The sequence below is a fragment of the Mesorhizobium sp. WSM4904 genome (assembly GCF_029674545.1).
Taxonomy (GTDB): domain Bacteria; phylum Pseudomonadota; class Alphaproteobacteria; order Rhizobiales; family Rhizobiaceae; genus Mesorhizobium.
Map to the genome: position 1 here is coordinate 2327825 of NZ_CP121354.1, position 22928 is coordinate 2350752.

Annotated in this window: 23 protein-coding genes, 1 tRNA gene and 1 pseudogene; 13 read left to right on the top strand and 12 right to left on the bottom strand. The window is 63.7% G+C overall.

Going from position 1 to position 22928, the window contains the following annotated elements; all coding sequences use genetic code 11:
* Positions 1-45: 45 nt before the first annotated feature.
* Positions 46-561 (bottom strand): GNAT family N-acetyltransferase, encoded by a 516-nt coding sequence (locus tag QAZ47_RS11110; protein ID WP_278233267.1) that lies wholly within the window; start codon positions 559-561, stop codon positions 46-48.
* A 46-nt stretch (positions 562-607) separates the two neighbouring features.
* Positions 608-1255 carry a helix-turn-helix domain-containing protein gene (locus QAZ47_RS11115; RefSeq protein WP_278233794.1) on the bottom strand — a complete coding sequence of 216 codons (648 nt, stop codon included), beginning with the start codon at positions 1253-1255 and terminating at the stop codon, positions 608-610.
* 231 nt (positions 1256-1486) lie between these two features.
* Here QAZ47_RS11115 and QAZ47_RS11120 point away from each other — a divergent pair, with 231 nt between their 5' ends.
* Both QAZ47_RS11120 and QAZ47_RS11125 read left to right on the top strand, forming a co-directional pair.
* Positions 1487-1660 carry a hypothetical protein gene (locus tag QAZ47_RS11120; RefSeq protein WP_278233268.1) on the top strand — a complete coding sequence of 58 codons (174 nt, stop codon included), beginning with the start codon at positions 1487-1489 and terminating at the stop codon, positions 1658-1660.
* A gap of 91 nt (positions 1661-1751) precedes the next feature.
* Complete coding sequence (locus QAZ47_RS11125) at positions 1752-2735, top strand: zinc-dependent alcohol dehydrogenase family protein (protein WP_278233269.1); 984 nt, start codon at positions 1752-1754, stop codon at positions 2733-2735.
* A 12-nt stretch (positions 2736-2747) separates the two neighbouring features.
* On the opposite strand, the gene QAZ47_RS11130 is transcribed toward QAZ47_RS11125, so the two are convergent.
* From QAZ47_RS11130 to QAZ47_RS11150, 5 genes are all read right to left on the bottom strand, one after another.
* Positions 2748-3338: an NAD(P)H-dependent oxidoreductase gene (locus QAZ47_RS11130; RefSeq protein ID WP_278233270.1), complete on the bottom strand. Its 591-nt coding sequence runs from the start codon at positions 3336-3338 to the stop codon at positions 2748-2750.
* A gap of 32 nt (positions 3339-3370) precedes the next feature.
* Positions 3371-3757, bottom strand: a complete 387-nt coding sequence (locus tag QAZ47_RS11135) for a hypothetical protein (RefSeq protein WP_278206806.1) — start codon at positions 3755-3757, stop codon at positions 3371-3373.
* Positions 3758-3840: 83 nt separating this feature from the next.
* On the bottom strand, positions 3841-4290 hold the full coding sequence (gene trxC, locus QAZ47_RS11140) for a thioredoxin TrxC (protein ID WP_278233271.1): 450 nt from the start codon (positions 4288-4290) through the stop codon (positions 3841-3843).
* Positions 4217-6175, bottom strand: coding sequence for a heavy metal translocating P-type ATPase (locus QAZ47_RS11145; RefSeq protein WP_278233272.1), 1959 nt, complete (start codon positions 6173-6175; stop codon positions 4217-4219). Before QAZ47_RS11145 ends, trxC begins: the two co-directional genes overlap by 74 nt.
* On the bottom strand, positions 6175-6561 hold the full coding sequence (locus QAZ47_RS11150; protein ID WP_278233273.1) for a DUF302 domain-containing protein: 387 nt from the start codon (positions 6559-6561) through the stop codon (positions 6175-6177). The genes QAZ47_RS11145 and QAZ47_RS11150 overlap by 1 nt, the downstream gene beginning before the upstream one ends.
* A 147-nt stretch (positions 6562-6708) precedes the next feature.
* Between QAZ47_RS11150 and QAZ47_RS11155 the strand changes: the two genes are divergently transcribed.
* The gene (locus tag QAZ47_RS11155; RefSeq protein WP_278233274.1) at positions 6709-9390 is read left to right on the top strand and encodes a bifunctional acetate--CoA ligase family protein/GNAT family N-acetyltransferase; all 2682 of its coding nucleotides are present in this window, start codon (positions 6709-6711) and stop codon (positions 9388-9390) included.
* A 14-nt stretch (positions 9391-9404) separates the two neighbouring features.
* Here the strand turns inward: QAZ47_RS11155 and QAZ47_RS11160 are convergent, their stop codons facing one another.
* On the bottom strand, positions 9405-10964 hold the full coding sequence (locus tag QAZ47_RS11160; RefSeq protein WP_278233275.1) for a bifunctional aminoglycoside phosphotransferase/ATP-binding protein: 1560 nt from the start codon (positions 10962-10964) through the stop codon (positions 9405-9407).
* 65 nt (positions 10965-11029) lie between these two features.
* On the bottom strand, positions 11030-11431 hold the full coding sequence (locus QAZ47_RS11165) for a c-type cytochrome (protein WP_278233276.1): 402 nt from the start codon (positions 11429-11431) through the stop codon (positions 11030-11032).
* A gap of 168 nt (positions 11432-11599) precedes the next feature.
* Here QAZ47_RS11165 and QAZ47_RS11170 point away from each other — a divergent pair, with 168 nt between their 5' ends.
* The 3 genes and pseudogenes from QAZ47_RS11170 to QAZ47_RS11180 all read left to right on the top strand — a co-directional run bounded on the left by QAZ47_RS11170 (position 11600) and on the right by QAZ47_RS11180 (position 13953).
* A complete protein-coding gene (locus QAZ47_RS11170; protein ID WP_278233277.1) occupies positions 11600-12412 on the top strand; it encodes a universal stress protein in 813 nt (270 codons plus the stop codon).
* A gap of 306 nt (positions 12413-12718) precedes the next feature.
* A pseudogene (locus QAZ47_RS11175) lies at positions 12719-13120 on the top strand (DUF6088 family protein); the annotation flags it as partial.
* Between the two features lie 434 nt (positions 13121-13554).
* Positions 13555-13953: a hypothetical protein gene (locus QAZ47_RS11180; RefSeq protein ID WP_278233278.1), complete on the top strand. Its 399-nt coding sequence runs from the start codon at positions 13555-13557 to the stop codon at positions 13951-13953.
* Positions 13954-14079: 126 nt separating this feature from the next.
* Here QAZ47_RS11180 and QAZ47_RS11185 read toward each other — a convergent pair.
* Positions 14080-14169, bottom strand: a tRNA-Ser gene (locus tag QAZ47_RS11185).
* Positions 14170-14660: 491 nt separating this feature from the next.
* On the opposite strand from QAZ47_RS11185, the gene QAZ47_RS11190 reads away from it, so the two are divergent.
* From QAZ47_RS11190 to QAZ47_RS11210, 5 genes are all read left to right on the top strand, one after another.
* Positions 14661-15401 carry a metallophosphoesterase gene (locus QAZ47_RS11190; protein ID WP_278233279.1) on the top strand — a complete coding sequence of 247 codons (741 nt, stop codon included), beginning with the start codon at positions 14661-14663 and terminating at the stop codon, positions 15399-15401.
* Between the two features lie 18 nt (positions 15402-15419).
* The gene (locus tag QAZ47_RS11195) at positions 15420-16832 is read left to right on the top strand and encodes a bifunctional serine/threonine-protein kinase/universal stress protein (protein WP_278233280.1); all 1413 of its coding nucleotides are present in this window, start codon (positions 15420-15422) and stop codon (positions 16830-16832) included.
* A 181-nt stretch (positions 16833-17013) separates the two neighbouring features.
* Entirely contained in the window at positions 17014-17715 is a 702-nt protein-coding gene (locus QAZ47_RS11200; protein ID WP_278206817.1) for a hypothetical protein, read from the top strand.
* 158 nt (positions 17716-17873) lie between these two features.
* The gene (locus QAZ47_RS11205; RefSeq protein ID WP_278206818.1) at positions 17874-18194 is read left to right on the top strand and encodes a hypothetical protein; all 321 of its coding nucleotides are present in this window, start codon (positions 17874-17876) and stop codon (positions 18192-18194) included.
* A gap of 201 nt (positions 18195-18395) precedes the next feature.
* The gene (locus tag QAZ47_RS11210) at positions 18396-19385 is read left to right on the top strand and encodes a BMP family ABC transporter substrate-binding protein (RefSeq protein ID WP_126097971.1); all 990 of its coding nucleotides are present in this window, start codon (positions 18396-18398) and stop codon (positions 19383-19385) included.
* Positions 19386-19446: 61 nt separating this feature from the next.
* Here the strand turns inward: QAZ47_RS11210 and QAZ47_RS11215 are convergent, their stop codons facing one another.
* Complete coding sequence (locus QAZ47_RS11215; RefSeq protein WP_278206819.1) at positions 19447-19851, bottom strand: hypothetical protein; 405 nt, start codon at positions 19849-19851, stop codon at positions 19447-19449.
* 32 nt (positions 19852-19883) lie between these two features.
* Entirely contained in the window at positions 19884-20093 is a 210-nt protein-coding gene (locus QAZ47_RS11220) for a SlyX family protein (protein ID WP_278206820.1), read from the bottom strand.
* Positions 20094-20259: 166 nt separating this feature from the next.
* Here QAZ47_RS11220 and QAZ47_RS11225 point away from each other — a divergent pair, with 166 nt between their 5' ends.
* Positions 20260-21792, top strand: coding sequence for an ABC transporter ATP-binding protein (locus QAZ47_RS11225; protein WP_278206821.1), 1533 nt, complete (start codon positions 20260-20262; stop codon positions 21790-21792).
* Positions 21789-22928 (top strand): ABC transporter permease, encoded by a 1140-nt coding sequence (locus QAZ47_RS11230; protein ID WP_278206822.1) that lies wholly within the window; start codon positions 21789-21791, stop codon positions 22926-22928. Before QAZ47_RS11225 ends, QAZ47_RS11230 begins: the two co-directional genes overlap by 4 nt.

The following is a 22928-nucleotide window of genomic DNA, read 5'->3' on the forward strand; positions in this document are numbered from 1 at the left end:
CGCGTGTCGTTTCCCGGAACCGCCGCGCTCTTTGGGCGACATGCGTTAACCCGGCAGCTTGGCGCCGAGCTTCCGCTGAACCAGGACGAGTGTCGGATCATCGGGGTAGGTTGCGACGGTGAAGCCCATGTCGCGCTCAACCTCGATCGCGGCGCGGTTCTCGCGGCTCTCGATCGACTCGATCGTCTCGATACCATGCTCCTCGGCATATCGCGCGATATAACTGAGAAATTCCCAGCCGACGCCGAGATGCTTGCGGTCCTGTCGAATGCAGATCGCCACCTCGCCGCGCCTGTCGGCCGGATCGCTGGCAAGCGTCGCCACCGCGATCAGCATTCCGTCGGTCGAGAAGGCGAGAAAATTATGGATGTGCGGATCGTCGGAGCGGGTCATCGCGACCAGCCGCTCATGCGAAACTTCCTTCACGGCTCCGAGGAAGCGGAAGCGCATATCCTCCGATGTGACATGGGTGAAGAACTCAGCGACGAGCAGCTCGTCCTCAGGACGTGCGCGGCGCACCTCGAAGCGAAATCCGGTGTGAGTGGTAAGCGTGGTTTTCATTGTCGTCCCTTTCAGGATTGATGCGCGCGGATTGGCTCGACTGGCCTCATTCTCCCATCGCCAGCAGCGTATCCCGCTTGAGGATTTCGATGCTGCGCAGGCTGGGCAGACGAATGACGCCCTTCTCCTTCAGGCGGGTGAAGACGCGCGACACGGTTTCAATGGTGAGGCCGAGATAGTCGCCAATGTCGATCCGCGACATCGGCAGTTCCACCTGCCGCAACCCACCCTGGCGCTCCGACATTTCGACCAGGAATGCCGCGACGCGCTCGATGGCGTTCTGTCGGCCGAGCACGAGAAGATGTTCCTGCGCCCGGATCAGACCTTTGAGGGCAAGAGGCAGAAGCTGGCGGGACACATCCACTCCCGAGGGAGTGCGAAAGACCCTTACCCCCGTTGCGTTGATGGCTTCGGCGAAGAAGTGGTGAGTAGCGTCGGCCTCGAAACCGAAAGTCTCTCCCGCCAGATGGAACGCGCTTATCTGTCTGCGGCCGTCGGCAAGCAGGCGGTAGATGCGGACCGCGCCGAATTCGACCTGGTAGAGGGCGCCCGCCTTTTCGCCTTGGGCATAGATCTCGGCGCCTGCCGGAAAGAAGCTGACCGGCTGCGTTGCCGCCCCGTCAAAGATGGGCGCAGGGCTATGATGAGGGAGATACGACTGCAGTTCCATCTTGGCGGAAGCGTGAGCGTGCATGGCTGTGGTCCCGGTGAATTGGTGACAACAGCAGTCGCGCAAATCCGGCCATGCCGAAATTCGGTTATGTCCCTACGGGAAACTACTTAGAGCGGGCTCGACATCATCCGATCGAGCCGGGCCGCGCGTGGCCGCTCACGCGTTCCATGCGATTGACCACGATCAAGGCCGGTGTGATTTGGCTCGGCAATTATTGGTCAGAACCAAGCATCCAACCAAGGGAATCCGACCATGACCTCCGGTATCATCGAAATCTGGGCTGGGATACTCGGCCTCGCGTATCTTGCCGGTGCAGGACTTTATTTCGAGATGATCTCGACCAGGAAGCGTAGCCACGTTTCGGCGAGCCATGGCTTCGGCCATCACACCCGGCCGCAGCCGCTCAAGATCAGGCACTCGCGATAGGAACGGGTGCCGGACAAGCGCGTTTTCCGTTCTGGTTGCCGAATGGAGCGGGTCTGTTCCCGCCTGTTTTCCAAGAAACCGGGGAAGTGCGATGAAGGCAATGGTGCTGGAAAAGCCCGGTACGCCTTTGAAGCTCATCGACCGCCCCGACCCCACGCCGGGACCGGGCGAGATCAGGCTAAAGGTGGAGGCATGCGCAGTCTGCCGGACCGATCTGCATGTCGTGGACGGTGATCTGCCGCAGCCGAAGCTGCCGCTCGTGCCGGGCCACGAAATCGTCGGCGTCGTCGATCTGGTCGGCGAGGGCGTGTCGCCGTCCCGGCTCGGGCAGAGGGTGGGTGTCCCTTGGCTCGGACACACATGCGGGCACTGTCCCTATTGCACCTCCGGCGCCGAAAATCTCTGCGACCAGCCTCTCTTCACCGGCTATACGCGCGACGGCGGCTTCGCCAGCCATGTCGTTGCCGACGAGCATTTCGCTTTCGAGCTCGATGTCGCCGCGGATCCGGTGTCGCTGGCGCCGCTCCTGTGCGCGGGGCTGATCGGCTGGCGCTGCCTCAAGAAGGCCGGTGACGGCCGGCGACTGGGCATCTATGGCTTCGGCGCGGCCGCTCACATCATCACGCAGGTGGCGATCTGGCAGGGACGCGAGGTCCTTGCCTTCACGCGGCCGGGGGACATCCAGGCGCAGGATTTCGCGCGCTCGTTGGGCGTCGCCTGGGCAGGGGCGTCCGATGAATTGCCCACCGTCCAGCTTGACGCCGCGATCATTTTCGCACCGGTCGGCGCGCTGGTGCCGGCCGCATTGCAGGCCGTTCGCAAAGGCGGCCGCGTGGTCTGCGGCGGTATCCACATGAGCGACATTCCATCGATGCCCTACAAGCTTCTCTGGGAAGAGAGAGAATTGGTGTCGGTCGCCAACCTAACCCGCCGCGACGCGGAGGAATTCTTCCCGGTCGCGCAGCGCGCGCAGGTGCGCACGCACACAAAAACCTATCCGCTGGAGCGGGCCAACCAGGCGCTGGACGATTTGCGGATGGGCAGGCTGAGTGGCGCTGCCGTCCTGCAGCCGTGACGGCCCCGCAGATTAGATCGCGCGTTCGCCCAGCCGCTGCATCTGCTTGAGCCAGTTCGCCCGCTTCGCGTCGCCGGCGTTCGCAACCATGCCGAACAAGGTCTCGCGTACCGGCTTGATGCCGGCGAAGTTGAGGATGCTTCGCCGCATGCCCGCCAAGCCGTGACCGAGGAACCAAAGCCGATAGACCGCCGCCGGCATTCCCATCGTCACCACCAGGCGCGCGGAACGGCCGCGCAGCAAGGTTTTGGGGAACCCGCCGCCTTTGTCCGAATAGGCGAACGCGACGCCCGGCCGCATGACCTGCTCCAGGAATGCCTTGAGCATGGCCGGCATGGTTCCCAGCCAAAGCGGAAAGACAAAGACGAAATGCTCCGCCCAGACGACTGACTCGGCCGTTTCCTTGAGATTGCCGGGGAGCGTTCCATGCTCGAACTCCTGCATTGTCCGAAGCATCGGAAAGTCCTGCAAGGCCAGGTCGATCCGGCGCACGGCATGGCCAGCCCGTTCCGCGCCTTCGGCGTAGGCCGAAGCCAGCGCGCGGCAGAGACGATCGGGAGACGGATCGGGATGGCCGATGACAATGAGTGTGCGGCGCGGCATGGCTTGGCTCAGACCAGCTTTGAAGAGAATTGCTACGGCTGCTCCACGCGAGCGACCTGATAGGTGTGCATGGCCCCATTACGCTTTATGGAGACATATTCGCCGGTCACGAAGCGCTCCTCGCCGAGATGAAAGCCGACCTCGTCGTCGCGGTCGCCCTCGGCATAGTCGAAAAACCATTGTCCGCCCGGCTTGCGGCGCAAGCGGCCGACAAGATCCTCTTCGCCGGTGCGAAAGCGGCGGACGCGACAGACTGCCCGATGCGTCTTCCATTCCTCCGCGTCCAGCCGTCCCTCGTCGGTGAGCGGCGCCAGCACGTCGTAGCCTTCTTCCCGGTCTCCTTCCGGATGACCTTTCTCGCGAGCGAGAAGCAGGCGGATGTTCCTGAATTTGGGGGTGAGGTCGTGCAAGCTGGTCATGACAAACTCCTTCGAGGCCATTCCTACCGCGGCGGCCGGACGTGGCCTTGATCAGAGTCAAACGAGTCTCGGTTCGGCGAAGCTCAGCTGGCGCCCGTTGGTACGTGGCCGCGAACCCAGCTGACGATCTGGCTCGTGCTCATCGCCCCCGATATGCGCGCGATCTCCCGCTGGCGATGAAAAAGGATCATGGTGGGAATCCCACGAATGCCCAGCCTTGCGGCGATGGCCTGCCCCTTGTCGGAATTCAGCTTGATCAGCCGCACGTGAGGCTCAAGCGCCTTGGCGGCAGCTTCATAGGCCGGCGCCATCATCTTGCATGGGCCGCACCATGGAGCCCAGACATCGACGAGAACGGGCAGACTGCCGCGACCGACCTGGCGTTCGAAGTTCACGGCGTCCAAGTCTTCCGGATGCCCTGAAAACAGCCGGGCGCCGCACTTCCCGCACTTCGCGTCGCTACCGCTTCGGGTGGAAGGCAGGCGGTTGATCGTGGCGCATTTGGTGCAAACCACCAGATTTTCCTGTGACATGGCTTTGACTTCTCTTGCCTCGGATGCCTACGGAACGCCCGTCGCCAAGCGCGCGCAGCGCATTGAGAATCACCGCGACGTCTATGCCCTCCTGAAGCAATGCTCCCGCCACCGGCGTCATGTGTCCCATGGCGGCCGCAACCATCGCGGCGCCCGAGAGCGCCAGTCCGACAATGATGCTCTGCAGGGCGATCCTGCGCGTATGTCTGGCGATCCGCAGTGCTTCCGCGACCGGCTGCAGCCTCTCGGTCAGCACAACGACATCCGCGGCTTCCGAGGAGGCTGTCCCGCCACGGGCTCCCATGGCAATGCCTACCGTCGCCGCGGCAAGGGCAGGGGCGTCGTTGATACCATCGCCCACCATCATTGTCGGCGCGATCGTCTTCTCCGCCTCGACCGTTGCGACCTTGTCCGCCGGCGTGGCATCGGCAATCACGGCATCAAGATCAAGCGAAGCGGAGATCTTCTCCGCCGCCGAGCCATCGTCGCCGGTGAGCATGACTATCCGGGCCACACCGCCCGAACGCAGTCCGCAGAGGGTGTCGCGCGCATCCTCTCGTATCGCATCGCCAAAAGTGAAAATGCCGGCAAGCTCGCCATCGAGCGCCAGAAACGCCCTGAGCACTTGCGCGTCGCGGTGCCGTTCCTCTCCACTTTCCGCCCATCTGGGCAGTGGTTCGTCCCCAAGGACGAGCGACCTCGACCCTGCCGCGATCGACATCAGATCAACCCGCCCCCTCAAGCCTTCTCCGCGATGTTCACGAACGTCACGGGGTTGGGACAGCGCCAGGTTTCCACGGCGAGCGATGCGGACAATCGAATCCGCAAGGACATGATGCGAAGCCTGTTCCAGCGAAGCCAGCAGCCGCAGCAATTCTGCGGCATCCTGGCCCGGGGCGACATCGATCTCGATCAGCTCGGCGCCGCCGAGCGTCAAGGTGCCGGTCTTGTCGAAGATTGCGGTGCGTATCTGGGCGAGCGCCTCCAGCGCCGTGCTGCCCTTCATCAGAATGCCGGCGCGGGCGGCGCGAGACACGCCGCCTATGAATGCAACGGGCGCCGCGAGGATCAGCGGACAGGGCGTTGCGACCACCAGAACGGCGAGAGCGCGGATCGGATCATCCGAAAGACGCCAGGCGAAGCCGGCGACCAGCAGCGTGACCGGAAGGAGCAGCAGGGCAAAGCGATCGGCAAGGCGTATGAACGGCGCCTTGGCGGTTTGCGCGGCAGCGACCATGCGCACGATAGCGGCGTAGGTGCTCCTGTCGGCGATAGCCGAGGCTCGCATGACGAAGGCCTCGCCGGCATTGACGGTGCCGCTGCGCAACGTGTCGCCAGCGCTTCGCCGGCCCGGCAGGGGCTCTCCGGTCACGGTCGACTCATCGAGCCGGGCCGAAGCGTCGATCAGGATGCCGTCGACAGGCAGCAGTTCGCCGGCGCGAACCAAAAGCTCGTCGCCGACAGCGACCTGATCGATCGGAACGGTCTCGGTGCCGCGTGCGGATTTTCGATGCGCCACACGTGGCGCCCTATCGGTCAGAGCCTTCAGATTTCGCTCAGCTCGCCCGCGCGCCAGATCTTCGAGCACCGTGCCGCCGGCATACATGATTGCGATGACGATTGCCGCCAAAGGCTGCCCAAGCAGCAGTGCCGCCGACATCGAAACGAGCGCGATCGCATCGACGCCGATCCGGCCGATCCAAAAATCCCGCAGGATGGAAATGGCAAGCGTCACGACAACGGGCAGGGTTGCCGCCGTCCAGATCGCATCATGCGGGACGAAGTCGAAGCCGCTTCGCCACACGCCCAGCCCAACCGCCAGTCCGAGAACGGCGATCATCAGCAGCGCCCGCCGCAGCACGGACTCGTTCATGGCGGCGGCCATCAAAGCTCGCCGATCATTTCCTGCAGCAACAGCCGAACATCCCTTGCCGTCGCGGCAAGCTGGGGGTTGTCGATGGCCCCCATCGCCGCCATCGGATCGATGGCCGCTACCTCGACCCGACCGGGGGCGGTCTCGGTCACGATCACGTTGCAGGGCAGCATGGCGCCGATCTTGTCCTCGGCCTGCAGCGCGCGCCAGGCGAAATGCGGATTGCAGGCGCCGAGGATCATGTATGGCTTGAAGTCCACGCCCAGCTTGACCTTCATCGTGTGCTGGACATCGATCCTCGTCAGGATGCCAAAGCCCTTGCCGGCAAGCTTCTTGGTTACGTGTTCGATCGCCGCCACGAACGGCATCTCGAGGCTTTTGCCGAGATAGTAGCTCATCGGATTCTCCTTCGACGGACCCGCGCCAGAAGCGAGAGATTGCGAGTGGCGTTCCGTCAGCTAACCGCGACAGATCGGGTGGAGCTTTGATCCAGCGCAATGAATGCCCGACGTCTTTGGTGAATGTGGCGGCAAGGAGTTTCCGGGATGACCATCCGAAATCTTGAATATGCCGTCTCGCCGAAATCCGTCGCCGTCGTCGGCGCTACCGAGCGCGCCGGCTCGGTCGGCCGCGTCGTCTTTTCCAATATCGTCAGCGGCGGCTTCGAGGGAGAGATCTGGCCGCTCAATCCCAAACATGCACAGGTGGCCGGTCATCGCTGCTATGCGAAGGTCGCCGATCTTCCTGGCATTCCCGATCTGGCCGTCATCGTGACCCCTCCCGACACCGTTCCAGGCATGGTGCGCGAGCTGGCCGAGAAGGGAACACGCGCGGCCGTCGTCATCACCGCCGGGCTCAATCGCGAGAACGGTCTGCGCCAGGCGATGCTCGACGCGACCAAACCCTCGCTCATGCGCATCATCGGGCCGAACACGGTCGGGCTGATGATCCCTCCGGCCAAGCTGAACGCCAGTTTCGCCCACATGGCGGCCAGGTCCGGGAACATTGCCCTGGTTTCGCAATCCGGCGCGATCGCCACGTCGCTGATCGATTGGGCAGCCGAAAACAATGTCGGCTTTTCCCGGATCATCTCCCTCGGCGACATGGCCGACGTCGACGTCGGCGACTGCCTCGACATGCTGGCGGGCGATTTTCACACGCGCGCCATCGTGATGTATCTCGAAACGATACCCAATCCACGCAAGTTCATGTCGGCCGCGCGGGCGGCGGCGCGCCTCAAGCCGGTCATCGCCATCAAGCCCGGCCGGCACGAGCAGGCGGCCAGGGCGGCCGCGACACATACCGGCGCGCTTTCCGGCGCCGACAGGGTCGTCGACGCCGCCTTGCGCAGGGCAGGGGTGCTGCGCGTGAACGACCTTGCCGAATTGTTCGACGCCGCCGAAACGGTCGCGCGCTATTCTCCGCTCGAGCGAGCGCGGGTCGGTATCGTCACCAATGGCGGCGGCGCCGGCGTTCTTGCGGTCGACAAGCTGGTCGGACGCGGAGGTGAGCTGGCCACGCTTTCGCCGTCTACGATCGAGAGGCTGAACCGCATGCTGCCGCCGACCTGGTCGCATGCAAACCCGATCGATATCGTCGGTGACGCGGCGCCGGAGCGCTATGGCGCGGCACTCGAAGCCTTGGCGGCAGATCCCGAAACGGACGTCATCATGGTCATGAACTGCCCGACCGGGCTCGGCTCATCGCCCGACGCCGCCAGAAAGGTGGCCGAGCTTGGCGACGAGGGCGAGGTCGGAGGAAAACCGCTGCTGGCGTGCTGGCTCGGCGAGCATACCGCGCGGCAGGGCCGGGACATACTGACGGAGGCCGGCATCGCGAGCTTCGAAACGCCGGAGGATACGGCGATCGCGGCGTCCTATCTCAGCGAATGGTCGCGGGCCCAGCGAGCGCTCCTGCGTACGCCCTCGAGCCAGGACGAAGGCCAAGTCGCCGGCAAGGCGTCGGTGCATGCCATCTTCCGGCAGGTGGCAAGCGAGGGGCGGCGCATGCTGACGGAGCCGGAAGCAAAAGCGGCGATAGCCGCTTACGGCATTCCCGTGCCGCGAACCATCGTCGCCGGATCCGTCCCGGAAGCGGCGCAGGCGGCCGGCCAGCTTCTCGAAAGCTCCGCAAGCGTGGTCGTCAAATTGTTGTCGAAGGCGGTTTCACACAAATCCGATGTCGGCGGCGTGGTCCTCGACATCACGAGCGCCGCGGAGGCTGGTGAGGCCGCGCGGTCGATCGAGATACGCCTGAGCGCGCAGGCGCCAGGGACGAAGGCGGACGGCTACACCGTGCAAACCATGGTCGTGCGCAAACATGCACAGGAGCTCATTCTAGGCATGAACCTGGACCCGATGTTCGGCCCGATCATTCTGTTCGGCGCCGGCGGCACGGCGGTCGAGGTTCTCAACGACACCGCGATCGCGCTTCCGCCGCTCGACGACGTTCTGGCCGGAGACGTGATCGACGCAACGCGAATAGGCCGCCTGCTTGCCGGCTATCGCGACCGGAAGCCAGCCGATCGAGCCGCGATCATCGCCGCGCTGAACGGTTTGTCGCAAATGATCGTCGACTTCCCTTGCCTGGTTTCCCTCGACATCAACCCGTTGCTGGCCGACAGCGAAGGCGTGATCGCGCTCGATGCCCGCATCGAAATCGATCCGCGACGGATGGATGAACCAGCGCCGAATCCGGCCCTTGCCATAAGGCCCTATCCGTCGGGATGGAGCCGCGACCTGCTATCGGACGGCATGTCTTTCCACGTCCGGCCAATCATGCCGGCGGACGTCGCGCTTTATCCGGCGTTCCTGGCGAAGATTTCCCCTGACGACCTGCGGCTGCGCTTCCTCTCGCCGCGCAGGAATTTCCCGGACCAGATGCTGAAACGGCTGACGCAGCTCGACTATGATCGCGACATCGCCTTCGTCGCGCTCGAGAAGGACACGGGCGCGCTGGCCGGTGTCGGCAGGCTTTCCTGCGACCCGGATCACAGGACCGGCGAATATGCGCTGCTCGTGCGATCGGATCTGCAGGGGCATGGCTTGGGATGGGACCTGCTGAAACAGGTCATTGACTATGCGAAGGCCGAAGGCGTCAGCCGGATCGAGGGCATGATCCTCAACGAAAATCGCAAGATGCTGACAATGTGCCGGGAGTTTGGCTTCTCGCTTGCGCATCACCCCAGCGAGGCCGGCCTGTCGGTGGCGACGCTGGAGCTCGGTTAAGCCGCCGGTCAGCTCTATGATCCCGTCTTCCTGAGGCTGACTGGAGATGAAGGAGCGCCCTCGACGAAGGCCGCCACCTCGGCGGTGATTTCGGCTATCTTGCGGTCTGCCTCGATCTTGCGCCATGTCAACGGACCGGCGTCGCGCTGCAATTGCCGCGACAGGATGTCGACCGTGGCATCGGAGGGGCCGCCCTTGCGCTCGCTGACCCGATGCCAAAGCACCGCCGGATCGGCCGACAGCCAAAATCCCGCAAACGGGGCATTTGCCTCGCTCGCGGCGCGTTCGATCCTGTCGCGATCCTCCGGCTTGTCGAAAACGGCGTCGGCGACAACGGAGCCGCCTTCGACAAGGATCAGCTCCGCGCGCCAGCCGATCTGGCGATAGACGCGTTCCGACACGCCTGGACGGTAGGCCTTGTCCGGCAGCCTCGTTTCAGCGGCCACGCCGTGCATGGCCTTGCGGATGCGGTCGCTCTCGACAATCCGTGCGCCGGGCGGCGCACCGATGTGGGCGGCGAGCGCTTCGGCGACCGTGGTCTTGCCGGAGCCGCTCAAACCGCCGATCGCGACGAGCCGAGGCGGCGCCTCGGCGAGCAGGGCTCGGGCGAGCTCGAAGTAGGACCGCGCTTCGGCAGTGAGCTTTGCTGAATCCGAACTGCCTTCCTCGACTTGCGTTGCCGTGACATGCGCGCGCACCGCGGCCCGCACCGCCATGAAGAACGGCAGGAGGATGAAACCGTCTTCGTCGTCGGCGTCATCGAGATAGCGATTCATCACCAGATTGGCGAATTGCGGAAAGCCGCGGTGCCACAGGTCCATCAACAGGAATGCCAAGTCGTAGAGCACGTCGACAGTAGCGATCCGGTCGTTGAACTCGATGCAATCGAACAAGCGCGGCTCGCCCTCGAAGAGGCAGATGTTGCGCAGATGCAGGTCGCCGTGGCAGCGGCGGACGCGGCCCGCCGTCTCGCGCCGGTCAAGCAGGCCGGCATGACGGGCGAGGGCGGTGCGGAACGCGGCGTCGAGCGTTTCGATCTCCCTTCCGTCAAAGACGTGGCTTGTTGCAAATCCGGCCGAATTGATATCGAGCACGCCGCCGATATTCGCCGACCCGCTGCCGGCATGGATTTCCTCGGCGCTGCGGTGGTACCGCGCGATCATGCGTGCGACGTTCGTCATCAGGGCTGGTGTCAGCTCGCCCGCGCCGGCCATGCGATCCAGAAGCTTCGACTGATCGAAGCGAACCATTTCGATGACGGCGTCGACCAGGTCACCCGGCCCATCCAGGGCAAGCCGGTCTCCTTCGCGCGTGATGCGGTGGACACCGAGATAAAGGCCCGGCGCCGTCCGGGAGTTCAACTCCACTTCCTTTTCGCACGCGGCGAGCCGCAGCTCCGGCGTCGAAAAATCGACATAAGGCAACTCGACCGCCCGCTTCAGCTTGAAAGCGCGGCGCGCGACGAGAAATATCCGGGAAATATGGGTCTCGATCGCCTCGACGGGGCCAACCTCGCCATAGGCGGCAGGATCCTTCAACATCTCGACCACGACGTCCTGGTTCTCAGCGATCATAGCCTGTGCGCCCTTGGTCCTGGTTGCATCATCGTCCAGTCTCGCCGACTGAAGCCTAACGAGGCTCATTGGCGTTGAAGCGTCTGGACGTAACCGGCGAGGTTATGGATGCGTTCCGTGGTGACGGCCTCCCCACCGTAGGGGCCGTAGCGCTTCACGTCGTCAGGCAGGAACTGATTGCCCCAGACCGGCATGTCGCGCTCGCCGTGCTCCGGCACGAGGCCGCGGCCGTCGATCGTCGAGTAGACCCGCCAATAGGGAAATTCCCCACCATTGCGCCTTGTCAGCGTCGTCAGATCCGCTGGGCGCTTCCGCAATACGTCGGCCATAGGTCCGTCGCCTTTGCCGTCCACGCCGTGGCAGACGGCGCAGGAGTTCAGATATTCCTGCTCGCCATTGCTCATCTCCTGTGCCGCCGCGGCGCTCAGCGTCAGCGCCAAGAGACCCATCGTCGTCCAGAATCGCATCGATCCGCCTCCTGCCATCGATGTCAGGCTAAAGCGTGTGACGCGCGCGCACGTTGACCGGGATCAATTCGGCGAAGGGATCGGTTTGATTCAGCGCAAGGAAGGAGGCCGACCGGGCCGCTACGGCTACCTCCTCTGTGAACCTTTGTCGAACAAGGAGTCGCCGCCATGCCATTCAAGACTTTGCTCACCGTCACGGGGCCGGATCATGGGGACGGCGATGTGAGGCTCGCCGCCGGTCTCTGCGAGGAAATCAACGCACATCTCTCCGTGCTGGTCCTGGTCATGGCCGCGCCTCCCTCGGGCGGAGAATACGCAGCGGTGGTCTCGCCGGCGTGGCTCGCAGAGCGCGAAGCCGAAATGGAAACGCTGGAGAGGCGCAGCTCCGCGGTCTCCAAAATGCTGTTGGAAAGCCTCGTATCGGCTGACCTGAGCAGCGATTACCCGGAGCAGTCCTGGGCGGATGAAGTCATCGGTCGGCGCGCCCGTTACGCCGATTTGACCGTTGTCGGGCCAGAAATGCTCGCAGGCCACTTGCTCAAGGAGAAGGTCATCGCAGGCGGACTGTTCTCGTCAGGAAGGCCTGTCCTGCTGGTCCCCGAGGCAGCGCGAGCGACGTTGAAACCGAAACGCGTCCTTGTCGCGTGGGACGCCAGCCTGGAAGCGTCGCGGGCCGTGCGGGAATCGCTCGACATCCTGGCACGGGCCGATGAGGTGCGCATCGCCATGATCGACCCGGTCGAGGACGAACGGCACCACGGAGCGGAACCCGGGGCGGACGTGGCAGCCTATCTCGCCCGCCACGGCGTGAAGGTTACGGTCGACCGTCTGCCGAGTTCGAACCATTCGATCGCCGGTGTCCTTCGCCAGCACGCGGTCGACACCGGCGCCGAGCTCATGGTCATGGGAGCCTACGGCCATTCCCGCCTGCGCGAGCGGATCTTTGGCGGCGTGACCAAGTCGATGATCGAGGAACCGTGACTGCCGGTCCTTCTGGCCCGCTGAGGGGCGCGCGGGCCGTTTGAAATCGCAGCAGGGAGTTAGATCGCGATTCCTACCAGTTTGTTACACGCCTCTCCGTCGCCAAGGCTTCGGAGGGCATCCTGCTTCGCGCTGAGAGGAATTCGCCAGGCTTGTCCTGCGAAGCGCGCAGCGCGAAGCAGGATGGCGGAGAGAGCGTCTTTCGATTCCGTCCGTATCACATCGAAATAATTGATCTTTTTCAGCATTTGTTACACAGTTTGTTACACGACAAGCGTTACAAACCCTTCGCGGGGGACTAGAGCGCCGAAGGTCCATCCGAAGCTACTGGGCCAGCTTTCACCGCCTCCCGACGATGTCGCGCGTGCGCTGGCGCGGGAGGCGCGTTCAAAGGCGCAGATCGCCGGCGCGCACGCCGTCAATGCGCACGGCCTCTCGAGCGAGGTTCCCGCAAAGCGCCTTTATCTGACGGACCCCCGGATCGTGCTGGGCAAGCGCTTGATCGATCTGCGTCACGCTTCGCATAAGCATCTGATCGCACCGGGCAGTCCTGGCGGCACCGTTGTCCAGCACTTCGCTACGTCGGGCCGGTGCGCGCCTCCGATGTGGCCCAGCTCGCCGTGCGGCGGCTGTCGGCGCGACAAAAGGCTACTCGCGTCCAACGCGGTTCAGGCTCCGGCCTGGATGAGTCCCACGCCGCGAACCTGATGCGCCAGTTTAAGCGCTACGCCTTCAAGGATTGATCCCGTCACAAATGTTGATGCATCACGCGTCGGCCTGGTGCACCTCGGCGTCAAAGATCAATCGGCATCGACACGAAGACCGAAAGATCAATGATTTAGGATTTCACCGGGTCCTTCCTCGGCCGTGCCAGGGGTGGGACAAAAAGCATATTTTCACTATGCGTCACGAATACAAACCATCGCTTTCGTTGATGGTTCTGAATTCCGCAGTTCAACCCATCCTGCGGAATCCTTCTAGCGGATCAAACGGTTGTCTACCAGCGGGGGCGGACCCACTTCGGCGGCGGCCGCCAGATTAGAGTCTTGCAGGTGCGCATATCGAACTCGCTGCTGCGAGGAACCCGCAGAGGGTAGGTCCGTTTCCTTGCCAGGAAACCAAGTCCCTATTGGGAGGCGTACATGTCTATACGAATGGCCATCGCATCGGCGTCCATCTTGGCGTTCGCTTCGCCGGCTTTTGCCGACTGCGGACAGGAGTTGAAAGCACTCGAGCCTAACGTCACCACTGCCGAAACGGGCGCAGTCTCTAACAAGTCGGGTATTCCGGCGACCAAGCACCAAGCGGAGGTCTTGGGCGGCAAGCAGCAGGGCGGCAACACTGAGGTTACGGGATCGACGGCGGGAGCTGTGAAGCCGGCCACACCTCATCAGGAGCAAGTGACTGGCGCCCGCAGCGGCCAAAGCGCCGAACATCCCAGCCAACTGATGGCTGAAGCCCGCAAGATGTCCCAGGCCGGAGACGAGCAAGGGTGCATGAAGAAACTGGCAGAACTCAAGAACGCTCTTGGCGTCAAGTGACTGCCGATCCGATCAGGATAGGTGGTCTCTAATTCGCCACGTGCCGCAGACGGAGTGAATGCAGGGCTCGCTGCCTGGTGACGCGCTCATATGACTCTTCAAATTTGCGCGAAGCGCGAAGCAGGCTGGCGGAGAGAGCGGGATTCGAACCCGCGTTACGGTTTCCCGTAAACACACTTTCCAGGCGTGCGCCTTCAACCACTCGGCCACCTCTCCGTCCTTGCATCTCGCGCTGGCCGGTTTCGCCGCGCGGGTTGGGGAGATGCGCCTCCCTTGGGAAGTCCTCAAGCGACTATTTGGGGTGCCTTCAACCGGCGGACAACCCCTTTCCCGGCACCTCTAGCCGTCTAGGCAAAACAGGCGCGGGGCTCATCTAGTCGATCCCAAAGCGAATGCCAAGCCATAATGGCGTTGCAAAGCTTTTTGTCGCGCATGGTCCGAGGGCCGCATGCGTGAAAGCGTGCCGCGCGTTGCAATGCCGTGCAACGGCTGGCCCGCAAGGCGGTCCGCGTGTAAGCGCAGCTTCGGACGGTTTCAAAGGCGTCGGAGGCCAATGACCTTATCCGCGGCAAACGATCGCCGAAATCAGAGAGGCAGCTATGGTGGCGGGGAACGCCTTGTCGTGAACGCGCGCATCGATATTGAGCCCGATCAAACCCTTTGCGGCCGTTGCCTTACTATGGTGTGCTGGTTCGGGGACAAGGTGGATGCGCATAGCGATCCTGTCTGACATTCATGCCAACCGCGAGGCCTTCGACGCGGTCCTGGACACCGTCCGCAAGCAGCCGCCGGACCAGCTGGTCCTGCTTGGCGATCTGGTCGGCTATGGGCCCGACCCCGTCTATGTCGTCGAGAAAGCCGCCGCTCTGGTCGAGGACGGCGCAGTCTGCATCATGGGCAACCACGACGAAGCGGTGGTGGTTGGCCGGACCGACATGACCGAACATGCGCGGGCAGCCGTCGAGTGGACCCGCGAGCGCCTCGCCCGGCAGCACTTGGATTTCCTGGCGCGGCTGCCGCTTTCGTTCCGGTCCGAGGACCGGTTCTATGTTCACGCCAGCGCGGAGCGGCCGGAAAAATGGTTGTATATACGCGACGCCGACGCGGCGGAACGTTGCCTCTCCTCAAGCGATGCCCGCTTCATCTTCTGCGGCCACACCCACGTTCCGGCCATCTACTACGCCTTGCCGGGCACCCGGCCGATCCATTTTTCGCCTCTGAGCAATGTGGCGGCGCCTTTGTCCGAGTTGCGGCGGCATCTGATCGTGGTTGGAGCGGTCGGCCAGCCGCGCGATCGCAACCCGGCTGCCTGCTTCGCGCTGCTCGACACGAAGTGGCGCGAGGTGACGATGGTTCGCGTTCCCTACGATCACGAAGAAACCGCCCGCAAGGTTCAGGCGTCCGGCCTGCCCGCGTGGCTTGGCATGCGTTTGAAGATTGGCCGCTAGATCTCCTGGAGACGATGGATGCAGAGATTCGAGGCAGGGGCACAGATCGACGGTTTCGAGCTCGTTGAAAGGCTGCCATCCGGCGGCATGGCATCACTCTGGCGCGCGAAAAACCCGAAGTTCGATTTCCCGCTTCTGCTGAAAATCCCTTTTCTCGATCCGGGCGGGGACGTCTCCGTCATAGTCGGCTTCGAGGTCGAGGAAATGATCCTCAAACGCCTGGCGGGTCCGCATGTACCGCGCTTCGCATCGTCCGGCGGCCTGGCGGAAGTGCCTTACATCGCAATGGAGTTCGTCGTCGGCGCCGGCCTGGCGGAAACAGCCCGCCGCGCGCCTCTGCCGCCGGACGAAGTGGCAAGGATCGGCGGCGAAATCGCGAAGGCACTTGCGGCGTTACATCGCCAGAAGGTCGTCCATCTCGATCTCAAGCCCGAAAACATCATCCTTGCCGAGCGCGGCGCCGTGCTTCTGGACTTCGGCCTCGCCCGCCACGCCGAGCTTCCGGACCTGCTCGGCGAGGAGAGTTCCGTGCCGATGGGTACCTCAGCCTATATTGCGCCGGAACAGGTGCTGGGCGAGAGGTCCGATCCCGCAAGCGACCTGTTCGCGCTGGGCTGCATCCTCTATCAGCTCGTCACAGGCGAGGAGCCGTTCGGACGTCCGACCACGTTCGCCGGAATGAAGCGCAGGCTCTATCATGCGCCCAAGCCGCCGCGCGACATCGACAAGGCCATTCCGAGGTGGCTGGAGGCCGTCATCCTTCGATGCATGGAAGTCGACAGATCCAAGCGGTATGTCGAGGCGGCGCATGTTCTTTCGGACCTCAGAAACCCCGACCAGGTCGTGGTCGCCAGGCCGCGCGCGACATCGAACGCAAGAATCTGGGGCTCCATCGCGAATCTCTTCCGCAGGACAGACGAGAAGGCGCTGGTTGGGAAGCCGGCCGGCGGCAGGGTGAAGTCCGGACCGCCGATCGTTCTGGCCGCGGTCGACCTTGCCAACGGCAGCGACGCGCTGGCAGTTGAGGTTCTCAACGAAACAGCGCGTGTCCTTGCCGCGCGGGAGGATTCCTGGCTGGCCTGCGTGACGGTATTGAAGACCGAGATCATCGCCGACACGCCGGCCGCCGACGAATCGGGACGCCTGATCTATCTGAAGCGGCTGGTCGCGCTGAAGGACTGGGCGCGTGCGCTGCACCTGCCGGAAGATCGCATAAGCTATCACGTGCTGGAGGCCGTCAGTCCTGCCGACGCGATCCTCAACTATGCCGAGCACAATGACGTCGGGCACATCGTCGTCGGCGCCCGATCGTCTTCGGCAATTCGCCGGCATCTCGGCAGCGTCTCGACCAAGGTCGTGGCGCGAGCTCTTTGCTCGGTGTCGGTGGTCCGATTGAAGGCGGTCGAGGAGCAAAGGCGGCTGCCGCCTTGATGTCATCGGCGCGCTGCAGCAGCGTCCGCGCTTGACTTCGGCCTTGGCTGCCTGTCGACTGCCCTTGGAGAGCTTCGGTTTCCGATGGAAGAGCCGAACGCTCCAAATATTGGTTTCACGCAATCCCGGGGGACGGCTTTTTCGGGAATTGCGTTGGGCTTTGCGGGGGCATCGTCCTGACATGGCATCGATCAACCAGCAACCCGCGGGCCGGCCGGACAGCGGGCTTTCCTTCATCCCGGTGGCGTGGCTGATCATCGTCATGGGGCTCTCGGCCTATGGCCTGATCTCGAGCTGGCGGCTGATCGGCGACTTCGACCTGCCGGAGAGCGTGTTCTTCCTGATCTATGGCGGGCTGGCCGGCGGCATCGTCACCATTTTGTGGGGGCTTTACCTGCTCGGCCTTGCCTTCAACCGATCGGCGCGGTTTCCCCGCCACTACACCATCTGGCAGGTGGCGATCATCCTGTGGCTCATCGTGCGCGAGGGCTACACGCTTCTGGTGCCCGACTTCGTCTTTTCCGCCGAAGCACTGGGCTTTACGGCCGCCGAGATCGCCATCGGCCTGCTCTGCATCTATCTCCTGCGGCATGGCGCCGGCGCCGAGGCCGTCTATGCCAATCCCGAGACCGAACGCCCGCCGCTCCTGATCTCGCTCGTTGCCGCGCTGCTCGGCATCATCCTTGGCGGCGCCATCGGCGCCTGCGCCGGATTCTTCGCCGGATCGCTGATCGCCGATGCCACCCATATGAGCTGCTTCGAGGGCGCCTGCGGGTTTTTCGCTGCCTTCATCGGCCTCGCAGGCCTGATCGTCGGAGCCATCGCCGGCGGAATTTTCGCCATCTGGCGGGTCAATCGGCGCAAACCGGCAAAAGCAGCCTAAGGCAATTCCAGGAAAAGCGCGCAGCGGTCTTCCGTCCGGAATTGCGTCAAAACAAATAGATAGGGCTGCTCAAAATCGCGTGTCGCGATTGCGTGGCGATTGTGCACGCTCTATGTCGGTTGCGGGGCAGACGGGAGCTTTCCCGGGGAGTGCGTTGGATGTTGCGGTTCATCTTTCGGCTGGCGGCTATGATTGCGTTGTCGATTTCGGTCATCATGGCGGTGATCGACACCACGCGCTCGGTGGCGGCGTCGGCGCTGGTCATGACGCCGCTCAACACGAGCTGGCTGGCGGTATCGCCCGACACTCGCGCTGCCTTCGAGACCTATGTGCGCGCCAAGGCCAGTCCGCTGGTCTGGGACGGCGCCATCGCCTGGGTGCTCGCCCAGCCCGGCTTCGCGGTGTTCGCGGTGCTGGCGTTCCTGCTCTACCTCGTCGGCTACCGGCGTCGGCGCCACGAATTCGCCCCGACCAACTGACGGGGACGTTTCTCGCCGGGAGTAGGCTGCCGGGCCGTTTTTCCAACAGGTCAAAATTCCACGTGAATTTTGTTTCGGGCCGTGCCAGATTGGCCGCGAGCGGGAGGGGCATATACACTTCCTGCCTGACATCGCATGCCTGCCGGAGAACCGGGCAGGCAGGCGGTGCAAACGGAAAATAACCGACAGGGTGTGGATCACATGAAACGTATCGTTCTCGGCCTCTTGGCCGCAACTGCAATGGTTCTTCCGGCCTTCGCCGCGGATGTCCAGCCGGCCATCCTCTACGATCTCGGCGGCAAGTTCGACAAATCCTTCAACGAGGCCGCCTTTCACGGCGCCGAGAAGTTCAAGGCCGAAACCGGCGTCGCTTACGTCGAATTCGAGGTTTCCAACGCCTCGCAGCGCGAGCAGGCTCTGCGCCGCTTCGCCGAGGACGGCCGCAACCCGATCGTGATGGCCGGCTTTGCCTGGGAGGATGCGCTGAAGAAGGTCGCGGCCGAATATACCGACCTCAACTTCGCCATCATCGACGATGCCGTCGACCTGCCCAATGTCCGCTCGCTGGTATTCAAGGAGAACGAAGGCTCCTACCTCGTCGGCATCCTGGCGGCGATGGCTTCCAAATCGAAGAAGGTCGGCTTCGTCGGCGGCATGGACATCCCGCTGATCCGCAAGTTCGAATGCGGCTATGTCGGCGGCGCCAAGTCGGCCGGCGCCACCGACGTCATCCAGAACATGACCGGCGACACGCCGGCCGCCTGGAACGACCCGGCCAAGGGCGGCGAGATCGCCAAGACGCAGATCGACCAGGGCGCGGACGTGGTCTACGCCGCCGCCGGCGGCACCGGCGTCGGCGTGCTGCAGGCGGCCGCCGACGCGGGCAAGCTCGGCATCGGCGTCGATTCCAACCAGAACGGCCTGCAGCCCGGCAAGGTGCTGACCTCGATGATGAAGCGCGTCGACGTCGCCGTCTATAACGCCTTCATGGACGGCAAGAACGGCACCTTCAAGGGCGGCGTCCAGAATCTGGGCCTCAAGGAAGGCGGCGTCGACTACGCCATGGACGACAACAACAAGGCGCTGGTGACCGACGAGATGAAGGCGGCCGTCGAAAAGGCCAAGGCCGACATCATCGCCGGCAAGGTCGAGGTGCACGACTACACCGCGGACAACAAGTGCCCGTATTGATCGGCTGCTGAATCAAGATATCTCGACCGCCGGGCGAACGCCCGGCGGTTTCTTTTTGGGCTTATAGCGTGCCGGCGAGATAACCCAGCGCGAAGGCCGCCAGCAGAGCGAGCGCGATGACGAAGCCGAGCCGGCCGCCAAGGGAATGCACGCCGACGCCATAGGGTTTGCGCTCGATCTTATTGATCACGACGGGCGACTTCGCCTCGCTCTCGCTTAATCCGGCGAGCCGCATCTGCGGCAGTTCGCCAAGCCGGCGCTGGACAAGCTGCCAACGCTCGTCCGAAGACGCCTCGGACGCACCCGCAGGCTCCGCCGCGCGCATGCGCTCGGCGAGCCACAGCACCGCGTCGCGAAAGGCGGGATCGATCTCAAGGTCGCGCTCGGCGCGGGCGCGCTCCCTTTCGTCCATCAGGCCGAAGACATAGTCGCCGGCCCTCGCGATGCGGTCTCCTTCACTGGCCATGATCGTTCTCCCCATGGCTCGCCAATGCCCGCTCAATAGTGCGGCGGCTTAGTCACAGGCACGTCGGGAGCGGCCTGCTCCTCCAGTGCCAGGAACCTGTCGGTAAGGGCGGCGAGCTTGCGTTCCATGCGCTCGATCACCCTCCACTGCTCGGCGATCTGGCCGGACAGTTCCTCGATCGTCTTTTCCTGCTCGGCGGCACGGATTTCCAGCGTCGTCAGCCGATCATCAGGCATGGTCATTCAAAACCCGGTTCTGTGAATGTGAAGCTCTCGGCCACCTTCGAAATTGACAAGCGCGCGGGGATTTGTCGAGAGTGAATGACGTTCCATGCCAATTGGCACGGGCGGGGCATCATGCTAGGCATCTTGACCAAGCGATAAAAAAATAACGAGTGGGACAGGCTGCATGGCGCAAGCCGCAATCGAACTCATAGGCATCAACAAGAGTTTTGGCGCCGTGCGCGCCAACCGCGACATCAACCTGGAAGTTGCGCGCGGCACCATCCACGGCATCGTCGGCGAGAACGGCGCCGGCAAGTCGACGCTGATGTCGATCCTCTACGGCTTCTACCAGGCCGACAGCGGCGAAATCCGCGTCGGCGGCAAGCCGGTGTCGATCAACACCTCCAACGACGCGATCGCGCTCGGTATCGGCATGGTGCACCAGCATTTCATGCTGGTCGACAATTTCACGGTGCTGGAGAACGTCATCCTCGGCGCCGAGACCGACGCGCTTTTGAAGAGCAGCATCGCCAAGGCGCGTTCCGAGCTAGAGCGGCTGGAGCGCGAATACGGCCTCGAGGTCGATCCCGACGCCATCATCGAGGAACTGCCGGTCGGCCTGCAGCAGCGCGTCGAAATCCTCAAGGCGCTCTATCGCGGCGCCGAGATCCTGATCCTGGACGAGCCAACCGGGGTCTTGACGCCGGCCGAGGCCGATCACCTCTTCCGCATCCTCAAGCAATTGAAGGAGCAGGGAAAAACGGTGGTTCTGATCACCCACAAGCTGCGCGAGATCATGGCCATCACCGACACCGTCTCGGTCATGCGTCAGGGAACTATGGTGGCCACCAGGGTGACGAAGCAAACCACGGTCGGCGAACTGGCCGAACTGATGGTCGGGCGGCGCGTGCTCTTGCGGGTCGAGAAGGGCCAATCGGAAGCCGGCGCCATAAAACTCTCGGTCAAGAACCTGACGGTCAAGGATTCACGCGGCGTCACCATGGTCGACGACGTGTCCTTCGACGTGCGCGGCGGCGAGATCGTCGGCATCGCCGGCGTGGCAGGCAACGGCCAGTCGGAGCTGCTCGAGGCGATCTCCGGCATCCGGCACGCCGTTTCCGGCGAGGTCATGCTCGAAGGCAAGCCGGTCGACCTGACCGGCAAGGCCGACCCCGGCGAATTGCGCGACCGCGGCCTCGCCCATGTGCCGGAGGACCGCCACCATGTCGGGCTGGTGCTCGCCTTCGAGGAGCACGAGAATTCGATCCTCGGCTATCACGACGACGAGCGCTATCTGAAAGGACCGTTCCTCGACGTCGATGCCATCATGGCCGACGCCAAGGACAAGATCGAGAAATACGACATCCGTCCCGGCAATCCACGGCTGAAGACCGCCAATTTCTCCGGCGGCAATCAGCAGAAGATCGTGCTGGCCAGGGAGATGGAGCAGGATCCCGGCGTGCTGATCGTCGGCCAGCCGACGCGCGGCGTCGATGTCGGCGCCATCGAATTCATCCACAAGCGGCTGATCGCCATGCGCGACCAGGGCAAGGCGGTGCTGGTGGTGTCGGTCGAGCTCGACGAGATCCGCTCGCTCTCCGACCGCATCCTGGTGATGTTTGCCGGCCGCATCGTCGGCGAGCGCGGGCCGGAGGCGACCGAAGGCGAGCTTGGTCTCTTGATGGCCGGTGTCGAACACCAGGAGGCTGCGGAATGAGCACGCCTTACACCAAGCTGCCGGCCTGGGCCGATTACGGGCTGATCCCGCTGATCAATCTCTCGGTGGCCTTCATCGTCGCCGGCTTCGTCGTCATGCTGGTCGGCGAAAATCCGTTCCGCGCCGCCGTCATTCTGGTCGAGGGCGCTTTTGGCAAGGGCACGGGCATCGCCTTCACCTTGTTCTACGCCACCACCTTCATCTTCACCGGACTGTCGGTGGCGGTGGCGGCGCATTGCAGCCTGTTCAACATCGGCACCGAGGGCCAGGCCTATATCGGCGGCCTCGGCATCGCGCTCGTCTGCCTGAGCTTCGACAGCGTGCTGCCCTGGTGGGTGATCTTTCCGATAGCGATCGTTGCCGCGGCCTTGTTCGGCGCGCTCTGGGGTTTCATCCCCGCCTATCTGCAGGCCAAGCGCGGCTCGCACATCGTCATCACCACCATCATGTTCAACTTCATCGCCGCCTCGGCGATGGTCTATCTGCTGGTCGGTCCGCTGAAGCCGGCGGGATCGCAGGCGCCGCAGACACGCAACTTCCTCGCCGGCGCGGAATTGCCGAAGCTCAACTGGATGCTCGAATTGTTCGGCGCCAAGATCCGCTCGGCGCCGCTCAATATCTGCTTCCTGCTGGCGCTGGTGATGGCGTTCCTGGTCTGGCTGCTGATCTGGCGCACCAGGCTCGGTTACGAGATGCGCACCTATGGCCATAGCCCGAAGGCGGCGCGCTATGCCGGCATCTCGGAAACCCGCATCATCCTCACCGCGATGATGATCTCGGGCGGGCTGGCCGGCATGATGGCGCTCAACCCGGTGATGGGCGACCAGCACAATGTGGCGATCGATTTCGTCTCGGGCGCCGGCTATGTCGGCATCGCGGTTGCGCTGATGGGCAGGCTGCATCCGGTCGGCATCGTGCTGGCGGCGATCCTGTTCGGCATGCTCTATCAGGGCGGCGCCGAGCTTGCCTTCGAGATGCCGGCGATCAGCCGCGACATGATCGTCATCATCCAGGGCCTGGTCATCCTCTTCGCCGGCGCGCTGGAGCATATGTTCAGGCCCTATATCCAGGCGCTGTTCGCCTCGTTCAGCCCGAAATCGGTCGGCATGCAGGCGGTCAACGGGAAGGGGGCCTGA

Excerpts from the sequence above, each read along its gene's own strand:
- QAZ47_RS11110 (WP_278233267.1), bottom strand. The coding sequence starts at position 561 with ATGAAAACCACGCTTACCACTCACACCGGATTTCGCTTCGAGGTGCGC.
- QAZ47_RS11115 (WP_278233794.1), bottom strand. The coding sequence starts at position 1,255 with ATGCACGCTCACGCTTCCGCCAAGATGGAACTGCAGTCGTATCTCCCT.
- QAZ47_RS11120 (WP_278233268.1), top strand. The coding sequence starts at position 1,487 with ATGACCTCCGGTATCATCGAAATCTGGGCTGGGATACTCGGCCTCGCG.
- QAZ47_RS11125 (WP_278233269.1), top strand. The coding sequence starts at position 1,752 with ATGAAGGCAATGGTGCTGGAAAAGCCCGGTACGCCTTTGAAGCTCATC.
- QAZ47_RS11130 (WP_278233270.1), bottom strand. The coding sequence starts at position 3,338 with ATGCCGCGCCGCACACTCATTGTCATCGGCCATCCCGATCCGTCTCCC.
- QAZ47_RS11135 (WP_278206806.1), bottom strand. The coding sequence starts at position 3,757 with ATGACCAGCTTGCACGACCTCACCCCCAAATTCAGGAACATCCGCCTG.
- trxC (WP_278233271.1), bottom strand. The coding sequence starts at position 4,290 with ATGTCACAGGAAAATCTGGTGGTTTGCACCAAATGCGCCACGATCAAC.
- QAZ47_RS11145 (WP_278233272.1), bottom strand. The coding sequence starts at position 6,175 with ATGGCCGCCGCCATGAACGAGTCCGTGCTGCGGCGGGCGCTGCTGATG.
- QAZ47_RS11150 (WP_278233273.1), bottom strand. The coding sequence starts at position 6,561 with ATGAGCTACTATCTCGGCAAAAGCCTCGAGATGCCGTTCGTGGCGGCG.
- QAZ47_RS11155 (WP_278233274.1), top strand. The coding sequence starts at position 6,709 with ATGACCATCCGAAATCTTGAATATGCCGTCTCGCCGAAATCCGTCGCC.
- QAZ47_RS11160 (WP_278233275.1), bottom strand. The coding sequence starts at position 10,964 with ATGATCGCTGAGAACCAGGACGTCGTGGTCGAGATGTTGAAGGATCCT.
- QAZ47_RS11165 (WP_278233276.1), bottom strand. The coding sequence starts at position 11,431 with ATGCGATTCTGGACGACGATGGGTCTCTTGGCGCTGACGCTGAGCGCC.
- QAZ47_RS11170 (WP_278233277.1), top strand. The coding sequence starts at position 11,600 with ATGCCATTCAAGACTTTGCTCACCGTCACGGGGCCGGATCATGGGGAC.
- QAZ47_RS11180 (WP_278233278.1), top strand. The coding sequence starts at position 13,555 with ATGTCTATACGAATGGCCATCGCATCGGCGTCCATCTTGGCGTTCGCT.
- QAZ47_RS11190 (WP_278233279.1), top strand. The coding sequence starts at position 14,661 with ATGCGCATAGCGATCCTGTCTGACATTCATGCCAACCGCGAGGCCTTC.
- QAZ47_RS11195 (WP_278233280.1), top strand. The coding sequence starts at position 15,420 with ATGCAGAGATTCGAGGCAGGGGCACAGATCGACGGTTTCGAGCTCGTT.
- QAZ47_RS11200 (WP_278206817.1), top strand. The coding sequence starts at position 17,014 with ATGGCATCGATCAACCAGCAACCCGCGGGCCGGCCGGACAGCGGGCTT.
- QAZ47_RS11205 (WP_278206818.1), top strand. The coding sequence starts at position 17,874 with ATGTTGCGGTTCATCTTTCGGCTGGCGGCTATGATTGCGTTGTCGATT.
- QAZ47_RS11210 (WP_126097971.1), top strand. The coding sequence starts at position 18,396 with ATGAAACGTATCGTTCTCGGCCTCTTGGCCGCAACTGCAATGGTTCTT.
- QAZ47_RS11215 (WP_278206819.1), bottom strand. The coding sequence starts at position 19,851 with ATGGCCAGTGAAGGAGACCGCATCGCGAGGGCCGGCGACTATGTCTTC.
- QAZ47_RS11220 (WP_278206820.1), bottom strand. The coding sequence starts at position 20,093 with ATGACCATGCCTGATGATCGGCTGACGACGCTGGAAATCCGTGCCGCC.
- QAZ47_RS11225 (WP_278206821.1), top strand. The coding sequence starts at position 20,260 with ATGGCGCAAGCCGCAATCGAACTCATAGGCATCAACAAGAGTTTTGGC.
- QAZ47_RS11230 (WP_278206822.1), top strand. The coding sequence starts at position 21,789 with ATGAGCACGCCTTACACCAAGCTGCCGGCCTGGGCCGATTACGGGCTG.